The sequence below is a fragment of the Flavobacterium sp. genome, from assembly GCF_027531705.1.
Taxonomy (GTDB): domain Bacteria; phylum Bacteroidota; class Bacteroidia; order Flavobacteriales; family Flavobacteriaceae; genus Flavobacterium.
Genome location: NZ_JAPZSP010000028.1, coordinates 1 through 22,449 on the forward strand (window position 1 = coordinate 1; position 22,449 = coordinate 22,449).

Below are 22,449 nucleotides of genomic sequence, written 5' to 3' on the forward strand. Positions count from 1 at the left end.
TGATAAATGTCATTAAATTAATAAATCTACGAAATCGTTTTCTTTGTATATCAAGGGTTTCAAGGGTTTTTGCTTAGTTCCTTTATTCATTATACAAGTTGTGTTTAAATCAATTTTTTTGAGAAAAAGGTATTTATTAAAATAATTACTTAAATTTGAAAATATTTTTTTTTAAAGGCTATGGAAACAAAAATTATCAGACAAAAGTTGATTACAGATTTTAGCAATTTTATTCAAGATGATGCTAAATTGGAAGTTTTAGAAGGTGTTTTTGATGCTATAAAGAATGAAGAAAACACTTCAATTGTTTCTGATGAACATTATTTAAAAGTTGAAGAAGAAAGAGAAAAATATATGACTAGTAATAAAACCAATTCTTGGGAAGAAGTTGAACAACAATTGAAAACCAAGTATGGCTTTTAGAATTAGAATTTCCAATTTAGCTTACAATGAAATAGATGAAGCAATTGCTTTTTATGAAAGTAAAAGCAGAGGTTTGGGAAAAAACTTTTTAGTCTATTTGAAAGGTTACATTAATGTTTTGAAAGTTACTCCAGAGTTATTTGCAATTAAAAAGAAACCATTTTTCAGAGAATTGCCTTTAAAAAAATTCCCTTTCGTAATTATTTATGAAATTATAGAATATGAAGTTGTTATTTATTCTGTTTTTCATACCAAAAGAAATCCATCAAGCAAAGTTTAATTTTGTATGAAATTGCAATTGATTTATGTTATTAACATTGCAATTTTATTCGTAGTTTTGCATATCTATTTATAAAAACGCACAAAAAAAGTTTATATGAGTTCATTTGACGTAGTCATCATAGGTTCAGGTCCAGGCGGATATGTTTCGGCAATTCGTTGTGCCCAATTAGGTTTTAAAACCGCAATTATCGAAAAATATTCAACACTTGGCGGAACTTGCCTTAATGTAGGTTGTATTCCATCGAAAGCATTATTAGCTTCTTCACATCATTATGAAGAATTACAACATTTTGCCGATCACGGAATTGAAGTTTCTGGAAAAGTGAAAGTTAATTTAACCAAAATGATTGAACGTAAACAAGCTGTAGTTGACCAAACTTCGGGCGGTGTTAAGTTCTTGATGGATAAAAACAAAGTAACTATTTTTGAAGGATTAGGCTCGTTTGAAGATGCTACTCATGTAAAAGTTACTAAAGCGGATAGTTCTTCTGAAGTTATTGAAGCTAAAAATATTATTATTGCAACAGGTTCAAAACCATCAAGTTTACCATTTATAAAATTAGATAAAGAAAGAGTAATCACTTCAACTGAAGCATTAAAACTACCTGAAGTTCCTAAACATTTAGTAATTATTGGTGGTGGCGTTATCGGAATTGAATTAGGTCAAGTTTATTTAAGACTTGGAGCAGAAGTTTCAGTTGTAGAATTTATGGACAGAATCATTCCTGGAATGGATGCAGGTTTGTCGAAAGAATTGACAAAAGTGTTGAAAAAACAAGGAATGAAATTCTACACTTCTCACAAAGTACAATCAGTTGAAAGAAAAGGAAAAGCAGTTACTGTAAAAGCAGAAAACGCTAAAGGTGAAATTATTACTTTAGAGGGTGATTATTCATTAGTTTCTGTTGGTCGTCGTCCATACACAGAAGGATTGAATGCTGAAAAAGCAGGAGTGAAGTTAACCGAAAGAGGACAAGTAGAAGTGAACAATCATTTGCAAACCAATGTTCCAAATATTTATGCTATTGGAGATGTGGTTCGTGGTGCAATGTTAGCGCACAAAGCTGAAGAAGAAGGTGTTTTAGTTGCCGAAATTTTAGCGGGACAAAAACCACATATCGATTATAATTTGATTCCAGGTGTAGTTTATACTTGGCCAGAAGTTGCCGCTGTTGGAAAAACAGAAGAGCAATTGAAAGCAGATGGAGTTGCCTACAAAGCTGGAAGTTTTCCTTTCAAAGCATTAGGAAGAGCTCGTGCTGGTGGCGATACAGACGGATTTGTTAAAATTCTAGCTGATGCTAAAACAGATGAGGTTTTAGGCGTTCACATGATTGGTGCTCGTTGTGCCGATTTGATTGCAGAAGCTGTAACCGCAATGGAATTTAGAGCAAGTGCCGAAGATATTTCTAGAATGAGTCATGCACATCCAACTTTTGCAGAAGCTATAAAAGAAGCAGCATTAGCAGCAACCGATAATAGAGCATTGCACGTTTAGTAATAAATCTCAAAAATAGAAATCCCAAATTCCAAGCTAGTTTATATTGGAATTTGGGATTTTTTTATTGGAATTTGTTTGGATTATGCCGTAAAAACCCATTTGTAACTATCCCAATTTCTGTAGATTAGGAAAAGATTTCCTAAGAATAAGAATAGTGCTGGTGGCAATTCTGAAACGGGTGATAAAAAAACATGAATTAGTAGAATGTTTACTGTTATAGGCAATAAAACTACATTGAAAAGGCGCATGTATTTACCACTCAAAAAAGACAATCCAGCTAAAAGTTCAATAGCTTTTGTTAATGGAAATAAATACTTACTTGCTGCAAAACCAGCCATTACTGTAGCTAGGTCACCAGTTGGTGTTGGTGGAGGAAATAAATCAAGAAAATAAGATACAGAAGCAAATACTAAAAGTGCACCCATTAGCACGCGAACAATGATTGTTGCAATTCTCATAATTATAAATTTTATTGGTTAGTATTTCAAAGATAAATAAAAAATCAATAAAAAAACCATTCGTTTTTTGCGAATGGTTTGAATTTAAATTTATTATATGAAAATTATTCAGCTTTTTTGTCTGCTGCTTTTTTAGATGCACAACATCCACCTTTTTTCTCACCAGTTGAACAAGATTTTTTTTCTGCCATAGAACAAGATTTTTCTGTTTTAGCTTTTTTCTCTTTTTCTTGTGGCTCTTGTGCAGAAACATTCATTGAAAACATAAAAGCTGCAACAGCTAAAATTGACACTAATTTTTTCATTGTATTTTTATTTTTAATTATTAATTTCTTTTAACACATCAAATTCTGAACCAAATATATAATTATTTTTTTGTTTTTAAAATTAATTAACTTTTTTGTAACTAGGGTTTTAATAAATTTAAAAAGGGTTATTAAATTTACGATATTACTTTTTTTCTTTTACAAACATATTAAATAACAATCCGCCCATCAAACTTCCGTATAAAGTACTGTTTAATGGTTTGGAAGTTATGGCACAAGTTCCGCTGGCACATCCTACAAAATGATAGTAGGCGTAACCCGCAATTGCCCCAACAATTACTCCAATAGAAGTTATAAATATTCCTTTTTTGTTCATATTATTTAGTTTCACTCATTCTGCCAATAGCACAATTCACATACGATTTTGCTTGACGAAGTAATGTGTTTTCTCCTTTTTCAGGATAACCTAATTCGTTTAATTTAGCAATGATAATTTCTCTTTCAGCATTTCCTTTTACAAATATGGTGTCAATTTCTTTATCAATTGTTACATCTTCCACATTTTCTAGTTTGAGAAGCGCTGTTTTTATGCTATTCATGCAACCACCGCATTTTATGTTTTCAACTTCAAAAATTGTTTCCATGTCATTTTTTTTAATTTGTTTTATCCAAAATAGTTTTGATAATATCTTCTTTAGAAACTACACCAGATTGACGCCAAAGTTGTTTTCCATTTTGAAATAAAAGCATTGTTGGAACACCACGAACTTGTTGCATAGCAGCCAATTCCTGATTTTTGTCTACATCTACTTTAATGATAGAAATACGTTCTCCAAGGCTATCCTTAACATCTTTTAGAATTGGACCAAGCATTTGGCATGGACCGCACCAAGTCGCATAAAAATCAATCAATACAGGTTTGTCAGAATTGATAATATCTTGAAATGTATCGTTCATAATTAGTCTTTTTTATCATAATTAACATTGCAACCATTTGGTCCACAACCCATATTGAAAACAGCTTGAACCAAAAAGAAAATTCCAAAAACTATAAAAAACCATTCATGGGTAACATAAGCATTATAAAATAAGAATAACGCAAGTGCAACTCTCAAGAATCGCATAAAATGCCAGTTTGTAAAAAGTAATTGTTTCATTTTTAATTTATTTCAAAGTTGATGGACAAACGTAGTTAGTTGTCTTAATTCCGGTATTTCTAATTGCAGAAAATCCACCTAAAACATTGACCACATTATGATAACCACGCGCTTTTAAAATCGATGCAGCAATCATAGAACGATATCCGCCAGCACAATGCAAATAGAAGGTTTCTTCTTTTGGAAACTCTGCTATGTGTTCATTCAAGAAATCGAGTGGAGTAGAAGGTACATCAATTATATGCTCTGCCGAGTATTCACCTGGTTTTCTCACATCAAAAACTGGTACCTTATTATTGTCATTCTGAACTTGTTTCAGAATCTCATCCAATTTTCCAGCCGAAACCGAAGTAACCGTATCAAATTCTAAACCAGCATTTTTCCAACTTTCAAATCCACCTTTTAAATATCCTAAAGTATTGTCATATCCAACTCTTGCTAATCTTTTAATAGCTTCTTCTTCACGACCTAACGGAGTTACTAATAATATAGGTTGTTTATAATCTATAATTAAAGCACCAACCCAAGGTGCAAATTGTCCATCAATTCCAATAAAAATTGATTTAGGAATATGTCCTTTTTCAAAATCATCTTGATGACGAACATCTAAAATTAATGCATCGGTTTCGTTAGCAACCAATTCAAATGTTTTGGCATCAAACGCTTTTGCTTCTTTGATTATATCTTCAACATTTGCATAACCTTCTTTATTCAACTTCACATTCATTGGGAAATAGGCAGGCGGTGGCAATAAACCATCAGTCACTTCTGCAATAAATTCTTCTTTGGTCATATCAGTTCGAAGCGCATAATTGGTTGCTTTTTGATCACCAATACTTCCTACAGTTTCTTTGCTTAAATTTTTCCCACAAGCACTTCCGGCACCATGCGCTGGGTAAACAATAACATCGTCAGCCAATGTCATTATTTTTGAACGTAAACTGTCGAATAAAATTCCAGCTAATTGTTCTTGTGTCATATCAGCTGCTTTTTGAGCTAAATCTGGACGACCAACATCGCCTAAAAACAAAGTGTCACCACTAAAAAGTGCGTAATCTTTTCCGTCTTTATCTTTTAACAAATAACAAGAACTTTCCATAGTATGTCCTGGTGTGTGTAGACATGTAATAGTAATTTCTCCCAACTGAAAAACTTCACCATCAGTTGCAATATGAGCATTAAAATTTGGTTTGGCTGTTGGACCAAAAACTATTGGTGCACCCGTTTTTTCTGCTAAAGTTACGTGACCACTAACAAAATCTGCATGAAAATGCGTTTCAAAAATGTATTTTATTTTGGCATTATTTGCAGTAGCGATATCAATATATGGCTGTACTTCACGCAAAGGATCAATGATAGCAACTTCTCCATTGCTTTCTATATAATAAGCTCCTTGTGCTAAACAACCAGTGTATATTTGTTCTATTTTCATGTTTATTATTTTCTGTAAAATTAAATAGTTTTGGCAGAAAACGCAGTAACAATTGTTACAATTTTAACAAAAAAAACATCGGGACGAACCTGATGTCTTTCTCAAAATAAACTAAAAAACACTACATTACAATAGTGTGGATGGGCATACATATTCTGTTAACGGTAAGTTGGTAGTTTTAATGGCATTAAATCCACCAATTACATCAACAAAATTGTCGAAACCTCTTTGTTTTAAAATTGAGGCAGCAATCATACTTCTATAACCGCCTAAACAATAAATAAGAAAGGCTTTGTCTTTTGGAAATTCAGCTAAATGATTATTAATTTCATTCAACGGAATATTTATGGCATCAACTAAATGTTCTGAATTGTATTCGCTTCTTTTTCTAACATCAATAAGAACTAATTTGTCTTCTTTGTAATGTTTTTCGAGTTGTTCAGCAGTGATTCTGTTTACAATATTTATTTCTTTATTGGCATCCAACCAGCTTTTGAATCCATCATCTAAATACCCAATTGCGTGATCATACCCAACTCTTGATAAACGAATAATGGCATCATCAACTTTGCTATTATTTTCGGCTACAATTAAAATTTCTTGATTTAAATCTAAAATCATTTCGCCAACCCACATTGCAAAATTGCTTTCCAAACCAATATTAATACTATTTGGAATAAATCCTTTTGCAAAATCTTCAGCTCTTCGTGTATCCAGAATTAAAGCTTTGGTTTCGTTGGCAACAACTTCAAATGTATTGGCATCATAAGGTTTGTGCCCGCGAATCATGATTTCATCTAAACTTTCATAACCCTGAATGTTCATTAAAACATTTTTTGGAAAATATTGTGGAGGCGTTGTTAATCCAGTCAAAATTGCTTCTACAAATTGATCTTCAGTCATTTCTTGCAAAGCATAATTTGTTTTTTTTTGATTTCCTAAAGTATCTGTAGTTTCTTTGCTCATCATTTTGCCACAAGCACTACCAGCACCATGATTAGGATAAACAATCAAATCATCTGACAATGGCATAATTTTATTTCGCAATGAATGATATAAATGACGCGCTAATTTGTCTTGAGTTAAGTCAGCAATGACATGTTGAGCTAAATCGGGACGACCAACATCACCAATAAATAAAGTATCACCAGAAATAATTCCGTGTTCTTTTCCATTTTCATCAGAAATCAGGAAACACGAACTTTCCATTGTGTGTCCTGGCGTGTGAATCAATTTTACTTGAATATCACCAACTTTAAAAACTTCACCATCAGTGCCAACATGAATGTCAAAACCAGTTTTCATGGTTGTTGGACCGTAAACGATTGTTGCTCCTGTTTTTTTAGCTAAATCAACGTGCCCGCTTACAAAATCAGCATGAAAATGCGTTTCAAAAATGTATTTGATTTTCGAATAATCTTTTTGAGCTCTATCGATATAAGGTTGAACTTCGCGAAGTGGGTCAAAAATGGCAACTTCTCCGTTACTTTCAAGGTAATAAGCAGCATGTGCCAAACATCCGGTATATATTTGTTCTAACTTCATTTTTATAAAATTTTACCAAAATTACTAGTTCGAACTGATTGAAAATATGATAAATATCACATGAAACGATAGAATATACTGAGATTTATTTTTAAAAATTTAAATTAAAAAGCTGTAAATCAGATTAATTCTTTTAGAATTATATAGATCCCCATAACTAGAACAAGCCAACCAAAACCTGTTTTTAGTTTTTCTCCAGAGTATTTTTTTGAAATTGAATTTCCGATAAAAACACCAATTATGGAACAGAATGTAAAAGTTAAAAGTAATTTCCAATCAATAATTTGATCTGGTCGTAAGTCACCTAGAAAACCAATTAAAGATTGAGTTGCTACAATGAAAAGAGAAGTTCCAACAGCAGTTTTCATAGGTGTTCTTGTCAAATAAAGTAAAGCTGGAATGATAAGAAATCCGCCGCCAGCACCAACAAAACCTGCTACAAAGCCAATTAACAGCCCAATACTAATTATCTTAAAATAGTTGGGTTTTATATAACCTTCAATGATTTCTTTGGATGGTTTTATCATTCTAATAGAAGCAGAAATCATCACAATGGCAAAAATTACCATTATAAAGACCGATTTATTTAGAGTAAATGATTGATTAGAAAATATAATAGTTGGAATTGAAGGCACAACAAATTTTCGAGTTATGAAAACCGAAAAAATAGTTGGTATTCCGAATAGAAAAACTTTTCTAAAATCGACTAAATTAGCTTTTGCTTTTTGAATACCACCAAATAAAGCTGTTGTACCTACTGTAAATAATGAATAGGCTGTTGCCAAAATAGGTTCGACACTCATAACATATACCAAAATTGGAACGGAAAGTATTGAACCACCACTTCCCACTAAGCCAAGTGTGACACCAACAATAACTGCTAAAAAATATCCAATTAAGTGATTGATTTCCATCTATTTATTGGTCAGTAATTCTATTGATGCTCTGTGCAATCTTATTCTTCCTTCGTTTTCTAACGCTTTCAATAATCTTGAAATCACTACTCTTGAAGTATGCAAATCATAAGCGATTTCTTGATGCGTACTTTGGATTTCTTTTGATTTGTTGATTTTAGCTTTATCAAAAAGATAATTTAGCAAACGTTCATCCATATTCATAAAAGCCAAATTATCAATAGCAGAAAGCATTTCTTTCAATCGATTATTGTAGCTGTTAAAAACAAAATTCCTCCATGATTTATACTTTCCTAACCATTCTTCCATTTTGTTTACAGGAATCATGATTAATTTGACATCCGTTTCGGCTACAGCTCTAATTTCGCTTTTAGTATCACCAAGGCAGCAAGCCATTGTCATAGCGCAAGTATCGCCTTTTTCGATGAAATATAATAGCAATTCACCTTCGTCAAAATCTTCTCTCAAAATTTTAATTGCACCTTTCAATAATAAAGGCATATTTTTGATATAATCGCCAAAATCAATTAGAACATCACCTTCTTTGAAATCGTGGATATGTGCTACATGAGCAATTTCTTCCAGAAGTTTTTCTTCAAAAATGGTTCCGTAACTTTCTTTTATGATATCTAGCATTAGTTTCTTTTTAACATTTTTTCGTATTGTTCAATCCATTGTTCAACTGTTACTTTTGAAAGTAATTCACCTATTAAATCAAAAGGAATATCATCCATTTTTTTAAAACGAATACAACTTTTTCCCATATCTAATTTTGATTTGCAATGTTTAGGATATTCAGAAGCAAACCAATCGTGCAAGTTTTTATCTGAATAAACCATCATGTGATAGATGTTTATGGAATTCTTTTGAGAAGCTATTGCAAAAAATGGCAAAGGATCTTTTGGATTGCAATGATATCCATTTGGATAAATAGAATGTGGCACGACATAGCCTAACATTCCATAACTCATTTGTTCTTCAAACCCTTTTGGAAGATTTTTTAAAGTTATTTCACGAAGTTTTTGCATTACTTCTTTTCTATCTTCAGGAAGCTCAGCTATATATTGTTCAGGATTTATTGCTTTTGATTGCATAAATTATAAATTAAAACAATTTTTATATGATTTTACAACAAATATAGTGATTCTATATAATTTTCCATAGTATTCATTTTAATCAAACTCAGATTTAGGATTTTCGTATATTTGTCAGATATATATAAATTTTTATAAAATGAGAAAAATACTTTTGCTTGCTTCTCTTTGTTTTAGCTTCTTTTTGGCTAATGCACAACAATTAAAATCTCCCAATGGAAATTTTGTGATGACATTTTCATTAAAAGATAATGGAGTTCCAACTTATGACTTAGCTTATTATGGAAAAACGGTTATCAAAACAAGTAAATTAGGACTTGAATTGAAGAATGATAAAAAGTCGTTGCTAAATGATTTTACTATTGCAGATTCAAAAGCGACCACTTTTGACGAAACTTGGAAGCCAGTTTGGGGTGAAGAAAGTAAAATTAGAAATCATTACAACGAATTGGCAGTTACTTTAAATCAAAAAGAAACCGACAGACAAGTTGTTATTCGTTTTCGTCTTTTTGACGATGGTTTAGGATTTAGATATGAATTTCCACAGCAAAAAAATCTTGTGTATTTTGTAATAAAAGAAGAAAAAACACAATTTGCAATGACTGGTGATCATACTGTTTTTTGGATTCCAGGTGATTATGATACACAAGAATACGATTTTACCGAAAGTAAATTATCTGAAATAAGAAAGCTATTTAAAGGAGCAGTATCTGAAAATGCTTCACAAAAACAATTTTCTGATACTGGAGTTCAAACTTCGCTAATGATGAAAACTCAAGATGGAATTTACATCAATTTGCATGAGGCTGCATTGATTAATTATTCGTGCATGCATTTGAATCTGGATGATAAGACAATGGTTTTTGAATCATGGTTAACACCAGACGGAAAAGGCGATAAAGGACTAATTCAAGCACCTACTACTTCGCCTTGGAGAACTATTATTGTTAGTAATGATGCTAGAGATATACTAGCATCTAGAATGACATATAATCTTAACGAACCTTGCAAAATAAAAGATACTTCATGGATAAAACCTGTTAAATATGTTGGTGTTTGGTGGGAAATGATTACTGGAAAAAGCTCTTGGTCTTATACTGATGAGTTTCCATCTGTTCAACTTGGAATAACTGATTATTCAAAAGCAAAACCAAATGTAACACATGGAGCAAATACTGCTAATGTAAAAAAACACATTGACTTTGCATCTAAACACGGTTTTGGAGGTGTTTTAGTTGAAGGTTGGAATGAAGGTTGGGAAGATTGGTTTGGTCATTCTAAAGATTTTGTTTTTGATTTCTCGACACCTTATCCTGATTTTAATTTAGCAGAAATTAGAGATTACGCCAAAAGTAAAGGTGTAAAAATGATTATGCATCATGAAACATCTTCTTCTGTTAGCAATTACGAACGTAATATAGACAAAGCTTTCAAGTTGATGAATGATAACAACTACGATGCTGTAAAAACTGGATATGTTGGTAATATCTTGCCATCAGGAGAACATCATTACAGCCAATGGATGATTAACCATTATCAATATGTAATAGAAAAAGCTGTTGATTATAAAATTATGGTAAATGCACACGAAGCAGTTCGTCCAACAGGAATTGCAAGAACTTATCCAAACATGATAGGAAACGAATCTGCTAGAGGAACAGAGTTTCAAGCTTTTGGAGGATCAAAACCTAATCATACAACTTTGTTGCCATTTACAAGATTAATTGGTGGACCGATGGATTATACACCAGGTATTTTTGAAATGGATATCAAAAAGTTTAGTCCTAACAATAATTCTCATGTTAATACTACTTTGACCAATCAATTGGCTTTATATGTTACTATGTACAGTCCATTGCAAATGGCAGCCGATTTACCAGAACATTACAATCAGTTTTTGGATGCCTTTCAGTTTATCAAAGATGTAGCGGTTGATTGGGATGATAGTAAGTATCTTGAAGCTGAACCTGGAAAGTATATCACAGTTGCTCGTAAAGCAAAAGGAAAATCGGATTGGTTTATTGGTAGTGTAGGAGGAAATAATACACGTACATCGGCAATTAAGTTTGATTTCTTAGATGCAGGAAAACAATACATCGCTACCATTTATGCAGATGCTAGTGATGCACATTATAAAACAAATCCGCAAGCGTATACAATCAAAAAAGTTTTGGTAACTAGTAAATCCGAACTTTCACAATTTGTTGCAGTAGGTGGTGGTTATGCCATAAGTATTGTAGAAGCTGGAAAAACAGATGTAAAGGGATTGAAAAAATTGTAATTTAGTTTCATCTTGTAACAATTCAAAAGAACCACCTATTAATTTAGGTGGTTTTTTAGTTTTCAAAATTTAATGATTGCGGGAATAATGTGGACTAAACTAAAAAATAAAAAACCCTAAATAATTGATAATCAATTGTTAGGGTTTTAATTCTGCGGAGAAAGAGGGATTTGTCTGCTACAAAAGTCACCAATAAAATCAACACTTCACAAAGCATATTATTTAAGTGACACCTCGACTGACACCTCTTTTATAAGGTTACTATTATTCTAAATTCAAAGTAGTCAAATATAAGGATAATTATTTGAATATTAAAGTATCAAGACTAAAAATTGAACTAGTTACTTAAGTATTTATAGGTACTTTTCTCGATTAAAATTCGTTTTAGCATTTCTTCTATTTTAACCAAAAATCAAGTGAGTTACTTGTTCATATTTTATGCCACTATATGTACAGAACTCTTCAATCGTCAGAAACTCATTTTCGAGCTTATTGAGGTCTTTTTTTATCTTTTGCATCAATCTAGTACTTTGACGATAACTCTTGCCTGTTATTCGTTGTATGTCCTTCGGATAGATGCATACCCTCTGATTATTCAATTTCATACTTTATCTATACCTTTGATATAGCTATGCTATACTTCTGACGTGCAGAAAATCTTTTGCAATTTAGTTATAATTTTTCATACTTATTTATTGGCTTTTTATGTTCATTTAAGACACTTGTGTCGATTTTGGACATATGGTACACTTGTTACTTTTTCTTTAGTGAAATGCTTTGTAAACTTTGCTTTAATCATTCAAAATGTGGTTGCAACTGATTGAAAGAATGAAGGAGATTTTAGATGAATGTTTAACAAAATTTTGAAGTTATGGCTAGACAGAAAGGCATAATTAAATTGAAAGGTACTATCGGAGATATTACTTTTTACAAAACGCAAGATGGACACTTGGCAAGAGAAAAAGGCGGAATTGACGCTAGTAGAATTGCAAGTGATCCTGCGTTTCAAAGAACTCGTGAGAATGGCTCCGAGTTTGGCAGAGCTGGTAAAGCAGGAAAAATGCTTAGAACAGCTTTAAGACCATTGCTTTTAAATTCTGCTGATGGTAGAATGGTGAGCCGTTTGACACAAGCTATGGTAAAAGTTATACAAGCAGATACAACTAGTGATAGAGGTTTGCGTAACGTAATTGATGGAGAAGCTGAATTGCTATTTGGTTTTGAATTTAATATTCGTGGTAAGCTTGGTACAACTTTGTTTGCTCCGTTTGTGGCAACTATTGACCGTGTGGCTGGTGAAATTACTGTGGATTTGGCATCATTTATTCCTGCGAATATGATAGCAGCACCAAGTGGAACTACTCACTACAAAATCATTTCTGGTGGAGCTGAGATTGATTTTGAAGCTGAAACGTATGTGGTTGCTACTTCTGAAACGGCAATTTTACCTTGGGACGGAACTGCTACTGCTCCAATTAATCAAGTGAATGCAGTTACTGCTAACTCAACTAAGCCATTGTTTTTGGCTTTAGGTGTTGAGTTCTATCAAGAGATTAATGGGCAAATGTATCCATTGAAAAATGGTGCTTTTAACCCATTGTCTGTAGCGAAAGTTGACAGCGGTGTGTAATGGTCATTTGGTTAACTAGAACTTATTTCCCTGAAGGAACGAATGGTAAACTCGAATGCGAAGGCAAATTGATTTGTAACACAATTGAATTGCCGTGGAAGATGAACGAAACGAAGGTTTCCTGTGTTCCGGAAGGGAAATATTTTATTAGAAAGCGATATAGTGCGAAATACCAATGGCATTTGGAATTGGTGGATGTGCCAAACAGAACTTATATTTTGATACATCCTGCTAATAATGCGAAAAAGGAATTGCGTGGCTGTATTGCTCCTGTTACGAAACTTTCTGGACCTGGATTAGGTTTACTATCTAGAAAAGCTTTTACAAAGGTGAAAGACTTAGTTTACAAAGCTTTAGACAATAAAGAAAGTGTAGAATTGATTGTACAATAGTGATCCTTTACAGGATGACATAAAAAGAAAGATTATGAATGTAGTAGAACGTGCTAAGGCACCCACTCCGAAATTTTTTAAGGTGTTGCGCACCATTGGATTAGCCTTATTAGCAGTAAGTGGAAGCATTGTAGCTGCTCCAGTAGCTTTACCTGCTGTTGTTGTAACCGTTGCGGGTTATGCTGCCGTTGCAGGTGGTGTTTTATCAGCAGTAAGCCAAATTACCGTTGATACTTCGACAAGCTCAGCAACCGTAGAGGATAATACTATCCTGGGCAACAAAAAAGATGAGGCAAAGCCCGAAACTGACGTTGGAGGAAATGGATAATTCCTTAACTTTGAGGGCAGGAACTTTTGGAGGATTTGCATTGAGTGTTATTCCTAATTTAACCTCAGCAGATGTCTTAAAAACAATTGTTTTAGCCTTTATTGGAGCAGTAGTGAGTTTTGGTGTTACCTTGCTTTTAAAACACTTAACATCGAAAAAGAAATAAGCTCAGTTTTGACTGGTAACCTTTACTGAGTATGAGAAAGCCTAATCATAAAAGATTAGGCTTTTTTGCTATAACGGTTGTAATGTGTAACAAAACTTGTAGTAGAAATTGAAATTTAGAATTAAACATATTAAAATTGAGCCACTTTGAAAATATAAACTAATCTTCGGTAAATATCTTACATCTTTGTTTTATTTAGTTTGATTACAATAGAGATTCTAATCACTCAGCTTCGTTTAGTCTCAAGATTTTCAATTGCCTTAATTATTTTTTCTGCTTTTTGATCATCCGTTGCAACAGTCGAAATTTCGTTTAGAATTTGAATCTTTTCTATTTTATCTAATCGCTCAAAAATATGCAAAACTTGCGCATCTTTAAAACACTCTAAAATTTCAGAATTATCATTTGTTTCTGTTTGATTTTCCAGATATAAAGTTACAATTACGGTATCTCCGCCATTTTTGTTTATTGCATTTCTAATTTCTGAATTTATAGCCATTTTTTTGTCTGAATTTTTTACTGGTCCTAAATTCTTATTCTTAATTTCATAGCTATCAATAGTTCCTGAAACTTTTAAATCACCCCATTTACCTTTAATATCTTTGGTATTTGGAATTATCAATTGATAAGTCCAAGCTCCATTTCCTGGAATGTATTGTAGCGTTAATTTTTCATTTTCGACAATATAATTCATTCTGTTTTCAATTTTTTAAAGGTTTTTAAATTTCAATTTGGTTTGTTATCATTATTGTCAAATCTTACAAATGCAATTTAGTACTAATACTCCTTGAATTATGTTGGTTGACACTAATAAATAGCAAATTGTATTCAAATATAAATGAATTCTTTCGATATGGTTTCTTTGATATAATAAAAAAAGCCCAGACTAATTAGTCTAGGCTTACATCCTATTTCATTCTATACCTCATCAAAATAGTGTTTCTTACTTCGTTTATTAAGTGGATGCTTCCTTTTAACCTAAAAAGAAATAAACTCAGTTTTGGCTGGTAACATTTACTGAGTATGAGAAAGCCTGAATTATGTTCAGGCTTTTTTGTAAAATTATATTTTGAAATTTATAGAATTAGGTGCGTAAATAAATCTACATTTTCATTCAAGTATTGATAATTAAATTTTCTTCGTTTTAATTGTTCTTCAATTTTTATGAAATCTTTTTTATTCTTTAATTCAATACCTACAACAGCTGGTCCACTTTCTCTATTATTTTTTTTGGAAAACTGAAAATAAGTAATATCATCTTCCTTACCTAAAACTTCGCTAACAAATTCCTTTAACGCTCCTGGTCGTTGTGGGAAATTAATAATAAAATAATGTTTTAATCCTTCATAAAGTAGTGAACGTTCTTTAATTTCTTCTGTTCTGGTGATATCATTATTACTGCCACTTACAATACACACAACATTTTTTCCTTTGATTTGTTCTTTGTAAAAATCTAAAGCCGCAATAGTTAAAGCTCCCGCTGGTTCTACCACTATTGCTTCTTCATTATACAAACGTAAAATAGTGGTACACACCTTTCCTTCAGGAACTAATACCACATCATGTAAACTTTTTTTACAAATTTCGAAAGTCTTTTCACCAACACGCTTTACCGCAGCACCATCAATAAATTTATCAATATCATCTAAAGTTGTATTTCTACCATTTTCCATAGATGTTTTCATAGAAGCTGCTCCTAAAGGTTCCACTCCTATAATTTTTGTATTTGGACTTAATTGACTGAACACCATAGATACTCCAGCTGCCAAACCACCTCCACCTATTGGAACAAAAAGATAATCAATAGGTAATTTTGTATCTTCTAACAATTCTAAAGCTACAGTTCCTTGACCTGCAATTACTTTTTCATCATCGAAAGGATGAATAAAAACTGCATTTTGTTGGTTACAAAAAAGACTAGCATAGTGAAAGGCTTCGTCAAAAGTATCGCCTTTTAAAACCACCTCAACTTTATCTTTTCCAAATAATTTCACTTGCTTTATTTTTTGCAATGGAGTTGTAACTGGCATAAAAATAGTGGCTTTTATATGCAGTTTATTACAAGCATAAGCCACACCTTGCGCGTGATTTCCTGCGCTAGCACAAACTACTCCTTTTTGTTTTTCTGAATCCTCAAGTGAAAGAATTTTATTATAAGCCCCTCTCAATTTATAAGAACGAACCGGTTGTAAATCTTCCCGTTTTAGCCAAACCTGAGCAGAGAATTCTTCACTCAGGTTTTCATTTTTCATCAAAGGCGTATGGATGGCAACTTCTTTGATGTTTTCTTGGGCTTTGTATATGTTGTCTAACACCTTCATTATTTTGTTGGTCTTAATTTACGAACTTGAGCTCCCGTTTGCCAGAATTCACTTTGTTGTAAAACAGCTAATTCTTCTTGTAATTTTTCACGATAATCGGGTTTACTATTTGCTTCAATTACTATTTCTGCTTCTTTACCAGATAGTACACTATCATACAATTCGTTTAAAACAGGTTCTGTTGCTTCTCTGAATTTTCCTTTCCAATCTAAAGCACCTCTTTGTGCCGTTGTTGAACAATTGGCGTACATCCAATCCATTCCATTTTCAGCTACTAAAGGCATTAAACTTTGAGTTAACTCTTCCACTGTTTCATTAAAAGCTTCACTTGGCGAATGTCCGCGCTGACGTAACACATTGTATTGTGCTTCAAAAATTCCTGCCAAAGCTCCCATTAAAACACCTCGCTCACCCGTTAAATCACTATATACTTCTTTTTGAAATGTAGTCTCAAACAAATATCCTGATCCGATAGCAATTCCTAAAGCCAATACTCGCTCATTTGCTGTTCCTGAAGCATCTTGAAATACTGCATAGCTTGAATTTAGTCCTTGTCCTTTCAAAAACAAACTTCTTAGCGAAGCTCCAGACCCTTTTGGTGCTACTAAAAACACATCGATATCATTAGGCGGAACAATACCCGTTTTTTCATGAAACGTAACCCCAAATCCATGCGAAAAATACAACGCTTTGCCTTTAGTTAGATACTTCTTCATTCCTTCCCAAGCTTGTATTTGTCCAGCATCTGAAAGTAAATTCATGATAATAGTTCCTTTTTTACAAGCTTCTTCAACATCAAAAAGCGTTTTACCTTCTACCCAACCATCGGCTACTGCTTTGTTCCAACTTGCAGTTCCTTTGCGCTGTCCAACAATTACATTGATGCCATTATCTTTCAAGTTCAATACTTGTCCTGGTCCTTGCACTCCATAACCAATAACTGCTACCGTTTCATTTTTTAAGATTTCTTGTGCTTTTTTTAGTGGGAATTCTTCTCTAGTTACTACGTTTTCTAGGACGCCTCCAAAATTGATTGTTGCCATTTTATTTTTGTTTTTACTATTAATTTTTTGTTTCTAATTCTTTTAAATACGTACTTAATTCTTTCATTGGTTTTGTAACTGCTACTCTGCCTGAGCGAGCAAATTCAAGTATTCCAAAAGGTTTTAAATTTTCGAAAAGCAATTGTGTTTCTGCTACATGCCCTGTTTTTTCGATGACCATAAATAATGGATCCACCGTTAAAATTCGGGCATAATTTTCACGAATTACTTTTTCTACATCGCCATTCGTTAACTTGTCAGTTTTAATTTTGTATAATGCGATTTCCTGATGTACTATTTCTTCCTCTTGGTGGACAAAAGCTTTTAAAACATCTACTAATTTTTCTATTTGACCTATTACTTTATTCACTTGATTTTCGGAAGTTCTTAAAACAATAGTATATCGAAATACACCTTTTACTTCGGACTCAGAAGCTGTTATACTATCAATATTCAAATGCCGACGTGTAAAAATGATGGTGATACGATTAAGTATTCCAATACTATTTTCTGTAAATACAGATACTGTATATGTTTTTTCCATATCTTTTATTATTAATTTAATCGTATTTCTGAAACTGAAGCACCTGTTGGTACCATTGGAAATACATTTTCTTCTTTTGCTACCATTACTTCCAACAGATAAGAGCCTTGATGGTTTAACATTTCTGATAGCGCTTCTTTTAAATGCGTTCTTTCTTCAATTCTGGATGATTCGATGCTATACGCTTTTGATAAAGCAACAAAATCGGGACTCATAATTTCCGTGAAAGAATAGCGTTTTTCAAAAAACAAATCTTGCCATTGCCTAACCATTCCAAGAAATCGATTGTTTAAAATGATGATTTTTACCTCTACTTTACTTTGTAAAATAGTTCCTAATTCTTGCAAAGTCATTTGAAAACCTCCATCCCCAATCACAGCAATTACTGTCTTATCGGGCGTACCAAATTTGGCTCCAATAGCAGCTGGCAATGCAAATCCCATAGTTCCTAATCCTCCTGAAGTAATATTACTTTTTGATTTATTGTAATTATAATACCTAGCAGTCATCATTTGATGTTGCCCAACATCAGTTACCACAACGGCTTCTCCATTAGTGATTTCTGAAAGTATTTTTATGACTTCATCCATTTTTAACTCACTACTAAATAATAATTCTGAGCTTTTTTGCAAGGTTTCCACTTCTGTTTTTTTGGCTTCGGTAAACTCATTTAACCACACTGGATGTTGCTTTTCTTGCACCAATTCTGTTAACAACTTTAATGCTTCTTTTGCATCGGCATGAACAGGAACATCGGCTTTAATAATTTTATTGAGTTCAGCCGCATCAATATCAATATGAATTACTTTGGCTTGTTTCGCATATCTTGAAACATCTCCAGTTACACGGTCATCGAAACGCATTCCGACAGCAATAAGCACATCACATTCATTCGTTTTAATATTGGGTGCATAATCGCCATGCATTCCTAAATACCCAACATATAATGGATTATTATTTGGAAAAGCACCTAACCCTAAAAGAGTAGAAGCAACTGGAATTCCTGATTTTTCTACAAATTGCAACAGTTCTTCTTCGGCATTAGACAACATAATTCCTTGACCAATGACTAAAAATGGCTTTTTTGCTTGATTAATAAGTTGGGCTGCTGCTTCAAGAGTTGTTTTATTTACATCAGGTTTCGGCTGATAGCTTCTAATTTTTGTGCATTTTTGGTAATTAAAATCCATTAGTTCAAATTGGGCATCTTTAGTAATATCAATTAAAACTGGTCCAGGACGACCTGTTGATGCGATATAAAACGCCTTTGCTATAGCTGCAGGAATATCTTCTGCTTTAGTAACTTGGCAATTCCATTTGGTCACTGGCATGGATATTCCAATTACATCCGTTTCTTGAAATGCATCTGTACCTAAAAGATGAGAAGCAACTTGTCCAGTGATACATACCAAAGGAGTAGAATCTATTTGAGCATCTGCTAAACCAGTTATTAAATTTGTAGCCCCTGGACCAGAAGTAGCGAATACTACCCCTGTTTTTCCTGAAGTTCTAGCATAGCCTTGCGCTGCATGAATTGCGCCTTGTTCATGACGCACTAATATGTGATTTACAGCATCTGAATAATCATACAAAGCATCATAAATGGGCATGATAGCTCCGCCAGGATATCCAAATATAGTTTTCACATTTTCTTCAACAAGAGATTTTAAAACTGCGTGGGCGCCTGTTATTTTTGTTGTATTCATTTTGTTTTTATTTATCGGTTACACATCCTTTTGAAGCACTTGAAACACATTGTAAGTATTTATATAAAACACCTTTTGTTACTTTAGGTTGTGGTTGTTTCCATTCTGATTTTCGTTTCATTAATTCTTCATCACTTACTTTTACGTTGATTGTATTGTTTTTTGCATCAATTGTAATAGTATCTCCATCTTTTACTAATGCAATTGTTCCACCAACATAAGCTTCAGGTGTTATGTGTCCAACTACAAAACCGTGAGTTCCGCCTGAAAATCTACCATCAGTAATTAATGCTACGCTATTTCCTAATCCAGCTCCTATTATGGCAGAAGTTGGTTTTAGCATTTCAGGCATTCCGGGACCACCTTTTGGTCCGCAATACCGAATTACGACAACATCACCTGATTCAACTTCTCCTTTTTTTATTCCTTCAATTGTTGCAAATTCATCATCAAATACTTTTGCTATTCCTTCAAAATAATCACCTTCATTACCACTTATTTTGGCTACACTGCCTTCTGAAGCTAAATTTCCATAAAGAACTTGGAGGTGACCTGTTGGTTTTAATGGATCTTTTACATCCAGAAATACGTTTTGGCCTTTATTCAAATCAGGAACATTTGCTAAGTTTTCAGCAACTGTTTTTCCAGTGACTGTTAAGCAATCTCCATGCAACAAATTGTTCTTTAATAAATATTTCATTACTGCTGGAATTCCGCCTACAGCATGTAAATCTTCCATTAAATATTTTCCGCTTGGTTTTAAATCAGCCAATACTGGTGTTTTATCACTTATTCTCTGAAAATCTTCTAAAGTCAACTCAATATCAACCGCATGAGCCATCGCAATCAAATGCATAACCGCATTAGTAGAACCTCCTAAAACCGTTACCATGGTCATAGCATTTTCGAACGCTTTTTTCGTCATAATATCTTTCGGCTTAATATCCATTTCTAACAAGACTTTTATTGCTTTACCAGCTTCCAAACATTCTTGACTCTTCTCATTACTCAATGCAGGATTAGATGAACTAAAAGGCAAACTCATTCCCAAGGCTTCAATTGCCGATGCCATTGTATTAGCCGTATACATTCCGCCACAAGCACCTGCTCCTGGACAAGCATTTTTAATTACACCTTTGAAATCCTCTTCTGAAATAGTATTGTTAATTTTTTTCCCCAAGGCTTCAAATGCCGAAACGATATTTAAAGATTCGCCTTTCCATTTCCCAGAATGAATAGTTCCACCATAAATCATGATTGCAGGACGATTTAATCTGCCCATTGCCATAACTGAACCTGGCATATTTTTATCACATCCTACCACAGCTAAAACGGCATCGTACCATTGGGCACTTACCACAGTTTCGATAGAATCGGCTATTACATCTCTGGAAACTAAAGAAAATCGCATTCCATCAGTTCCGTTAGAAATACCATCACTTACGCCAATTGTATTGAATATTAAACCGACTAAGTTTTCATTTTGAACACCAGTTTTTACCTCTTTTGCTAAATCATTCAAATGCATGTTACAAGTATTGCCTTCATATCCTGTACTAACGATTCCTACTTGTGCTTTATGCATGTCTTCTTCTGTTAATCCGATACCATAAAGCATCGCTTGAGCTGCGGGTTGCGTTTTGTCTTGCGTTATAGTTTTACTATATTTGTTTAATGTTTTCATTATCATTTTGCACTAAATGTTGTTGCTGTTTCTCTAACTAATTGCGAATATTCCTCTTGGATTTTTTTACCTAATGAATCGTTCCAATCTTTTGGAAATTTTTTATCATCAACCGATTCAATTCCGATTACTTCTGCAGCGGTTCCACAATAAAATGCGCTATCGGCATTCCATAAGGTTTCGGGTTGAAAAAGCCCTTGTTTTACTTCAATTCCTAATTTTTCTGCTAATTCTAAAACAGTAGCACGTGTAATTCCTGGAAGAATATTTCCTAATTGTGGTGTATATAAAACGCCTTCTTTTTCAAAAAACAAATTAGCTCCGGGACCTTCTGCTAAATAACCATCACTATCCAAAAGCAAAGCTTCATCGAATCCTTTGTCTTTAGCTTCTGTAGTAGCAAGGATTGAGTTTACATAATGACCACAAACTTTAGCTTCAATTTTTATAGAGCGTGGATGTGGACGACAATAGGAAGAAACCGTCAAGCGTAACTGTTTGTCTCCTAAATACGCACCCCATTCCCATGCACAAATCATGATGGAAACATTATTCGGTCTATGAAGACTCATATTAGGATCACAAAAAACTAATGGTCGAACATAAGCATCTGCTAAGTTGTTTTTTTTAAGTAATTCGTAAGTAGCTTCAATTAGTTCTTCTACTGAGGAATTGAAAGGAATATTTACTAATTCGCATGATTTTTTAAGACGTTCATAATGCTCTTTTGCTTTAAAGACTTTAGTTCCTTCATCAGTTGCATAAGCGCGTATACCTTCAAAAACGCCATATCCATAGTGCAGCGTTTGACTGTATAAATCGATTTTGGACTCATTTGCTTTGACAAATTTTCCGTCTAAATAAAGTAATGTGTTGTTGTTGTAATACATATTGATTTGATTTAATTGTTACGAAATGGAATAAAAAAAGCCTTTCTCAAACGAATGAGAAAGGCTTAAAAATTGGACACTACCAGCCTGACTCACTCGAAAGAGCGAATAATAATGCTGATAATAATAATGTTCATATTGGTTTTCATGTGTAATCTATTAAAATAAAAAAGCCTTCCTCAACTGAATGAGAAAGGCTTAAAATTGGACACTACCAGCCTGACTCACTCGAAAGAGCGAATAATAATGCTGATAATAATAATGTTTGAATTTGTCTTCATAGCATGTCAAAACTAAAAAAGCCTCCTAATTTCTCGGGAGGCTTCAAAATATTTTTAATATATATTTATAGCATTCCCTCTGCAGATGTGATCATCACATTTACAATAATA

The 22,449-nt window shown here is 33.1% G+C and carries 26 protein-coding genes; 8 read left to right on the forward strand and 18 right to left on the reverse strand.

Annotated elements, in window-relative coordinates; genetic code table 11:
* Positions 1 to 180: 180 nt before the first annotated feature.
* From O9267_RS11115 to lpdA, 3 genes are all read left to right on the forward strand, one after another.
* Positions 181 to 423 (forward strand): hypothetical protein, encoded by a 243-nt coding sequence (locus tag O9267_RS11115; protein ID WP_298179404.1) that lies wholly within the window; start codon positions 181 to 183, stop codon positions 421 to 423.
* Positions 413 to 703, forward strand: coding sequence for a type II toxin-antitoxin system RelE/ParE family toxin (locus O9267_RS11120; protein WP_298179408.1), 291 nt, complete (start codon positions 413 to 415; stop codon positions 701 to 703). The genes O9267_RS11115 and O9267_RS11120 overlap by 11 nt, the downstream gene beginning before the upstream one ends.
* A gap of 96 nt (positions 704 to 799) precedes the next feature.
* On the forward strand, positions 800 to 2,203 hold the full coding sequence (lpdA, locus tag O9267_RS11125; protein ID WP_298179411.1) for a dihydrolipoyl dehydrogenase: 1,404 nt from the start codon (positions 800 to 802) through the stop codon (positions 2,201 to 2,203).
* An 83-nt stretch (positions 2,204 to 2,286) separates the two neighbouring features.
* Here lpdA and O9267_RS11130 read toward each other — a convergent pair whose 3' ends face one another.
* The 11 genes from O9267_RS11130 to O9267_RS11180 all read right to left on the reverse strand — a co-directional run bounded on the left by O9267_RS11130 (position 2,287) and on the right by O9267_RS11180 (position 9,072).
* Entirely contained in the window at positions 2,287 to 2,664 is a 378-nt protein-coding gene (locus O9267_RS11130) for a DoxX family protein (protein ID WP_298179414.1), read from the reverse strand.
* 104 nt (positions 2,665 to 2,768) lie between these two features.
* Positions 2,769 to 2,969, reverse strand: a complete 201-nt coding sequence (locus O9267_RS11135) for a hypothetical protein (protein WP_298179417.1) — start codon at positions 2,967 to 2,969, stop codon at positions 2,769 to 2,771.
* Positions 2,970 to 3,114: 145 nt separating this feature from the next.
* Complete coding sequence (locus O9267_RS11140; RefSeq protein WP_298179420.1) at positions 3,115 to 3,306, reverse strand: DUF6132 family protein; 192 nt, start codon at positions 3,304 to 3,306, stop codon at positions 3,115 to 3,117.
* Between the two features lies 1 nt (position 3,307).
* Complete coding sequence (locus O9267_RS11145) at positions 3,308 to 3,574, reverse strand: cation transporter (protein ID WP_298179424.1); 267 nt, start codon at positions 3,572 to 3,574, stop codon at positions 3,308 to 3,310.
* 10 nt (positions 3,575 to 3,584) lie between these two features.
* On the reverse strand, positions 3,585 to 3,887 hold the full coding sequence (gene trxA, locus O9267_RS11150) for a thioredoxin (RefSeq protein WP_298179427.1): 303 nt from the start codon (positions 3,885 to 3,887) through the stop codon (positions 3,585 to 3,587).
* A gap of 2 nt (positions 3,888 to 3,889) precedes the next feature.
* Complete coding sequence (locus O9267_RS11155; RefSeq protein ID WP_298179429.1) at positions 3,890 to 4,087, reverse strand: hypothetical protein; 198 nt, start codon at positions 4,085 to 4,087, stop codon at positions 3,890 to 3,892.
* 7 nt (positions 4,088 to 4,094) lie between these two features.
* Positions 4,095 to 5,519 carry a rhodanese-like domain-containing protein gene (locus tag O9267_RS11160; RefSeq protein WP_298179431.1) on the reverse strand — a complete coding sequence of 475 codons (1,425 nt, stop codon included), beginning with the start codon at positions 5,517 to 5,519 and terminating at the stop codon, positions 4,095 to 4,097.
* Positions 5,520 to 5,645: 126 nt separating this feature from the next.
* A complete protein-coding gene (locus tag O9267_RS11165; protein WP_298179434.1) occupies positions 5,646 to 7,064 on the reverse strand; it encodes an MBL fold metallo-hydrolase in 1,419 nt (472 codons plus the stop codon).
* Between the two features lie 119 nt (positions 7,065 to 7,183).
* A complete protein-coding gene (locus O9267_RS11170) occupies positions 7,184 to 7,978 on the reverse strand; it encodes a sulfite exporter TauE/SafE family protein (protein ID WP_298179437.1) in 795 nt (264 codons plus the stop codon).
* Positions 7,979 to 8,614, reverse strand: a complete 636-nt coding sequence (locus tag O9267_RS11175; protein WP_298179440.1) for a Crp/Fnr family transcriptional regulator — start codon at positions 8,612 to 8,614, stop codon at positions 7,979 to 7,981. It lies immediately after the preceding gene.
* The gene (locus tag O9267_RS11180) at positions 8,614 to 9,072 is read right to left on the reverse strand and encodes a DUF1801 domain-containing protein (protein WP_298179443.1); all 459 of its coding nucleotides are present in this window, start codon (positions 9,070 to 9,072) and stop codon (positions 8,614 to 8,616) included. The genes O9267_RS11175 and O9267_RS11180 overlap by 1 nt, the downstream gene beginning before the upstream one ends.
* Positions 9,073 to 9,211: 139 nt before the next feature.
* Here O9267_RS11180 and O9267_RS11185 point away from each other — a divergent pair, with 139 nt between their 5' ends.
* The 5 genes from O9267_RS11185 (at position 9,212) to O9267_RS11210 (ending at position 13,869) form a co-directional block, all read left to right on the forward strand.
* Complete coding sequence (locus tag O9267_RS11185) at positions 9,212 to 11,353, forward strand: glycoside hydrolase family 97 protein (protein ID WP_298179446.1); 2,142 nt, start codon at positions 9,212 to 9,214, stop codon at positions 11,351 to 11,353.
* A gap of 871 nt (positions 11,354 to 12,224) precedes the next feature.
* Positions 12,225 to 12,983: a hypothetical protein gene (locus tag O9267_RS11195; RefSeq protein ID WP_298179449.1), complete on the forward strand. Its 759-nt coding sequence runs from the start codon at positions 12,225 to 12,227 to the stop codon at positions 12,981 to 12,983.
* Positions 12,983 to 13,375 carry a DUF5675 family protein gene (locus O9267_RS11200; RefSeq protein ID WP_298179451.1) on the forward strand — a complete coding sequence of 131 codons (393 nt, stop codon included), beginning with the start codon at positions 12,983 to 12,985 and terminating at the stop codon, positions 13,373 to 13,375. The genes O9267_RS11195 and O9267_RS11200 overlap by 1 nt, the downstream gene beginning before the upstream one ends.
* Before the next feature lie 34 nt (positions 13,376 to 13,409).
* Positions 13,410 to 13,703 carry a hypothetical protein gene (locus tag O9267_RS11205; RefSeq protein WP_291109235.1) on the forward strand — a complete coding sequence of 98 codons (294 nt, stop codon included), beginning with the start codon at positions 13,410 to 13,412 and terminating at the stop codon, positions 13,701 to 13,703.
* Positions 13,696 to 13,869 carry a hypothetical protein gene (locus O9267_RS11210; protein WP_298179454.1) on the forward strand — a complete coding sequence of 58 codons (174 nt, stop codon included), beginning with the start codon at positions 13,696 to 13,698 and terminating at the stop codon, positions 13,867 to 13,869. The genes O9267_RS11205 and O9267_RS11210 overlap by 8 nt, the downstream gene beginning before the upstream one ends.
* A 226-nt stretch (positions 13,870 to 14,095) precedes the next feature.
* Here the strand turns inward: O9267_RS11210 and O9267_RS11215 are convergent, their stop codons facing one another.
* The 7 genes from O9267_RS11215 to O9267_RS11245 form a co-directional block, all read right to left on the reverse strand.
* Positions 14,096 to 14,563, reverse strand: a complete 468-nt coding sequence (locus O9267_RS11215) for a DUF1905 domain-containing protein (RefSeq protein ID WP_298179457.1) — start codon at positions 14,561 to 14,563, stop codon at positions 14,096 to 14,098.
* 382 nt (positions 14,564 to 14,945) lie between these two features.
* Positions 14,946 to 16,190 (reverse strand): threonine ammonia-lyase IlvA, encoded by a 1,245-nt coding sequence (ilvA, locus tag O9267_RS11220; protein ID WP_291252775.1) that lies wholly within the window; start codon positions 16,188 to 16,190, stop codon positions 14,946 to 14,948.
* The gene (gene ilvC, locus O9267_RS11225) at positions 16,190 to 17,233 is read right to left on the reverse strand and encodes a ketol-acid reductoisomerase (RefSeq protein WP_291252774.1); all 1,044 of its coding nucleotides are present in this window, start codon (positions 17,231 to 17,233) and stop codon (positions 16,190 to 16,192) included. Before ilvC ends, ilvA begins: the two co-directional genes overlap by 1 nt.
* Positions 17,234 to 17,252: 19 nt before the next feature.
* Complete coding sequence (ilvN, locus tag O9267_RS11230; RefSeq protein WP_298179462.1) at positions 17,253 to 17,777, reverse strand: acetolactate synthase small subunit; 525 nt, start codon at positions 17,775 to 17,777, stop codon at positions 17,253 to 17,255.
* 11 nt (positions 17,778 to 17,788) lie between these two features.
* Complete coding sequence (ilvB, locus tag O9267_RS11235) at positions 17,789 to 19,483, reverse strand: biosynthetic-type acetolactate synthase large subunit (RefSeq protein ID WP_298179464.1); 1,695 nt, start codon at positions 19,481 to 19,483, stop codon at positions 17,789 to 17,791.
* A gap of 7 nt (positions 19,484 to 19,490) precedes the next feature.
* Positions 19,491 to 21,167, reverse strand: a complete 1,677-nt coding sequence (gene ilvD / locus O9267_RS11240) for a dihydroxy-acid dehydratase (RefSeq protein WP_298179467.1) — start codon at positions 21,165 to 21,167, stop codon at positions 19,491 to 19,493.
* Between the two features lie 2 nt (positions 21,168 to 21,169).
* Positions 21,170 to 22,057, reverse strand: coding sequence for a branched-chain amino acid transaminase (locus tag O9267_RS11245; protein ID WP_291252770.1), 888 nt, complete (start codon positions 22,055 to 22,057; stop codon positions 21,170 to 21,172).
* Positions 22,058 to 22,449 lie beyond the last annotated feature (392 nt).

Bases quoted from the DNA above. Each gene is read 5' to 3' on its own strand.
- O9267_RS11115 (WP_298179404.1), top strand. From the start codon at position 181: ATGGAAACAAAAATTATCAGACAAAAGTTGATTACAGATTTTAGCAAT.
- O9267_RS11120 (WP_298179408.1), top strand. From the start codon at position 413: ATGGCTTTTAGAATTAGAATTTCCAATTTAGCTTACAATGAAATAGAT.
- lpdA (WP_298179411.1), top strand. From the start codon at position 800: ATGAGTTCATTTGACGTAGTCATCATAGGTTCAGGTCCAGGCGGATAT.
- O9267_RS11130 (WP_298179414.1), bottom strand. From the start codon at position 2,664: ATGAGAATTGCAACAATCATTGTTCGCGTGCTAATGGGTGCACTTTTA.
- O9267_RS11135 (WP_298179417.1), bottom strand. From the start codon at position 2,969: ATGAAAAAATTAGTGTCAATTTTAGCTGTTGCAGCTTTTATGTTTTCA.
- O9267_RS11140 (WP_298179420.1), bottom strand. From the start codon at position 3,306: ATGAACAAAAAAGGAATATTTATAACTTCTATTGGAGTAATTGTTGGG.
- O9267_RS11145 (WP_298179424.1), bottom strand. From the start codon at position 3,574: ATGGAAACAATTTTTGAAGTTGAAAACATAAAATGCGGTGGTTGCATG.
- trxA (WP_298179427.1), bottom strand. From the start codon at position 3,887: ATGAACGATACATTTCAAGATATTATCAATTCTGACAAACCTGTATTG.
- O9267_RS11155 (WP_298179429.1), bottom strand. From the start codon at position 4,087: ATGAAACAATTACTTTTTACAAACTGGCATTTTATGCGATTCTTGAGA.
- O9267_RS11160 (WP_298179431.1), bottom strand. From the start codon at position 5,519: ATGAAAATAGAACAAATATACACTGGTTGTTTAGCACAAGGAGCTTAT.
- O9267_RS11165 (WP_298179434.1), bottom strand. From the start codon at position 7,064: ATGAAGTTAGAACAAATATATACCGGATGTTTGGCACATGCTGCTTAT.
- O9267_RS11170 (WP_298179437.1), bottom strand. From the start codon at position 7,978: ATGGAAATCAATCACTTAATTGGATATTTTTTAGCAGTTATTGTTGGT.
- O9267_RS11175 (WP_298179440.1), bottom strand. From the start codon at position 8,614: ATGCTAGATATCATAAAAGAAAGTTACGGAACCATTTTTGAAGAAAAA.
- O9267_RS11180 (WP_298179443.1), bottom strand. From the start codon at position 9,072: ATGCAATCAAAAGCAATAAATCCTGAACAATATATAGCTGAGCTTCCT.
- O9267_RS11185 (WP_298179446.1), top strand. From the start codon at position 9,212: ATGAGAAAAATACTTTTGCTTGCTTCTCTTTGTTTTAGCTTCTTTTTG.
- O9267_RS11195 (WP_298179449.1), top strand. From the start codon at position 12,225: ATGGCTAGACAGAAAGGCATAATTAAATTGAAAGGTACTATCGGAGAT.
- O9267_RS11200 (WP_298179451.1), top strand. From the start codon at position 12,983: ATGGTCATTTGGTTAACTAGAACTTATTTCCCTGAAGGAACGAATGGT.
- O9267_RS11205 (WP_291109235.1), top strand. From the start codon at position 13,410: ATGAATGTAGTAGAACGTGCTAAGGCACCCACTCCGAAATTTTTTAAG.
- O9267_RS11210 (WP_298179454.1), top strand. From the start codon at position 13,696: ATGGATAATTCCTTAACTTTGAGGGCAGGAACTTTTGGAGGATTTGCA.
- O9267_RS11215 (WP_298179457.1), bottom strand. From the start codon at position 14,563: ATGAATTATATTGTCGAAAATGAAAAATTAACGCTACAATACATTCCA.
- ilvA (WP_291252775.1), bottom strand. From the start codon at position 16,190: ATGAAGGTGTTAGACAACATATACAAAGCCCAAGAAAACATCAAAGAA.
- ilvC (WP_291252774.1), bottom strand. From the start codon at position 17,233: ATGGCAACAATCAATTTTGGAGGCGTCCTAGAAAACGTAGTAACTAGA.
- ilvN (WP_298179462.1), bottom strand. From the start codon at position 17,777: ATGGAAAAAACATATACAGTATCTGTATTTACAGAAAATAGTATTGGA.
- ilvB (WP_298179464.1), bottom strand. From the start codon at position 19,483: ATGAATACAACAAAAATAACAGGCGCCCACGCAGTTTTAAAATCTCTT.
- ilvD (WP_298179467.1), bottom strand. From the start codon at position 21,167: ATGAAAACATTAAACAAATATAGTAAAACTATAACGCAAGACAAAACG.
- O9267_RS11245 (WP_291252770.1), bottom strand. From the start codon at position 22,057: ATGTATTACAACAACAACACATTACTTTATTTAGACGGAAAATTTGTC.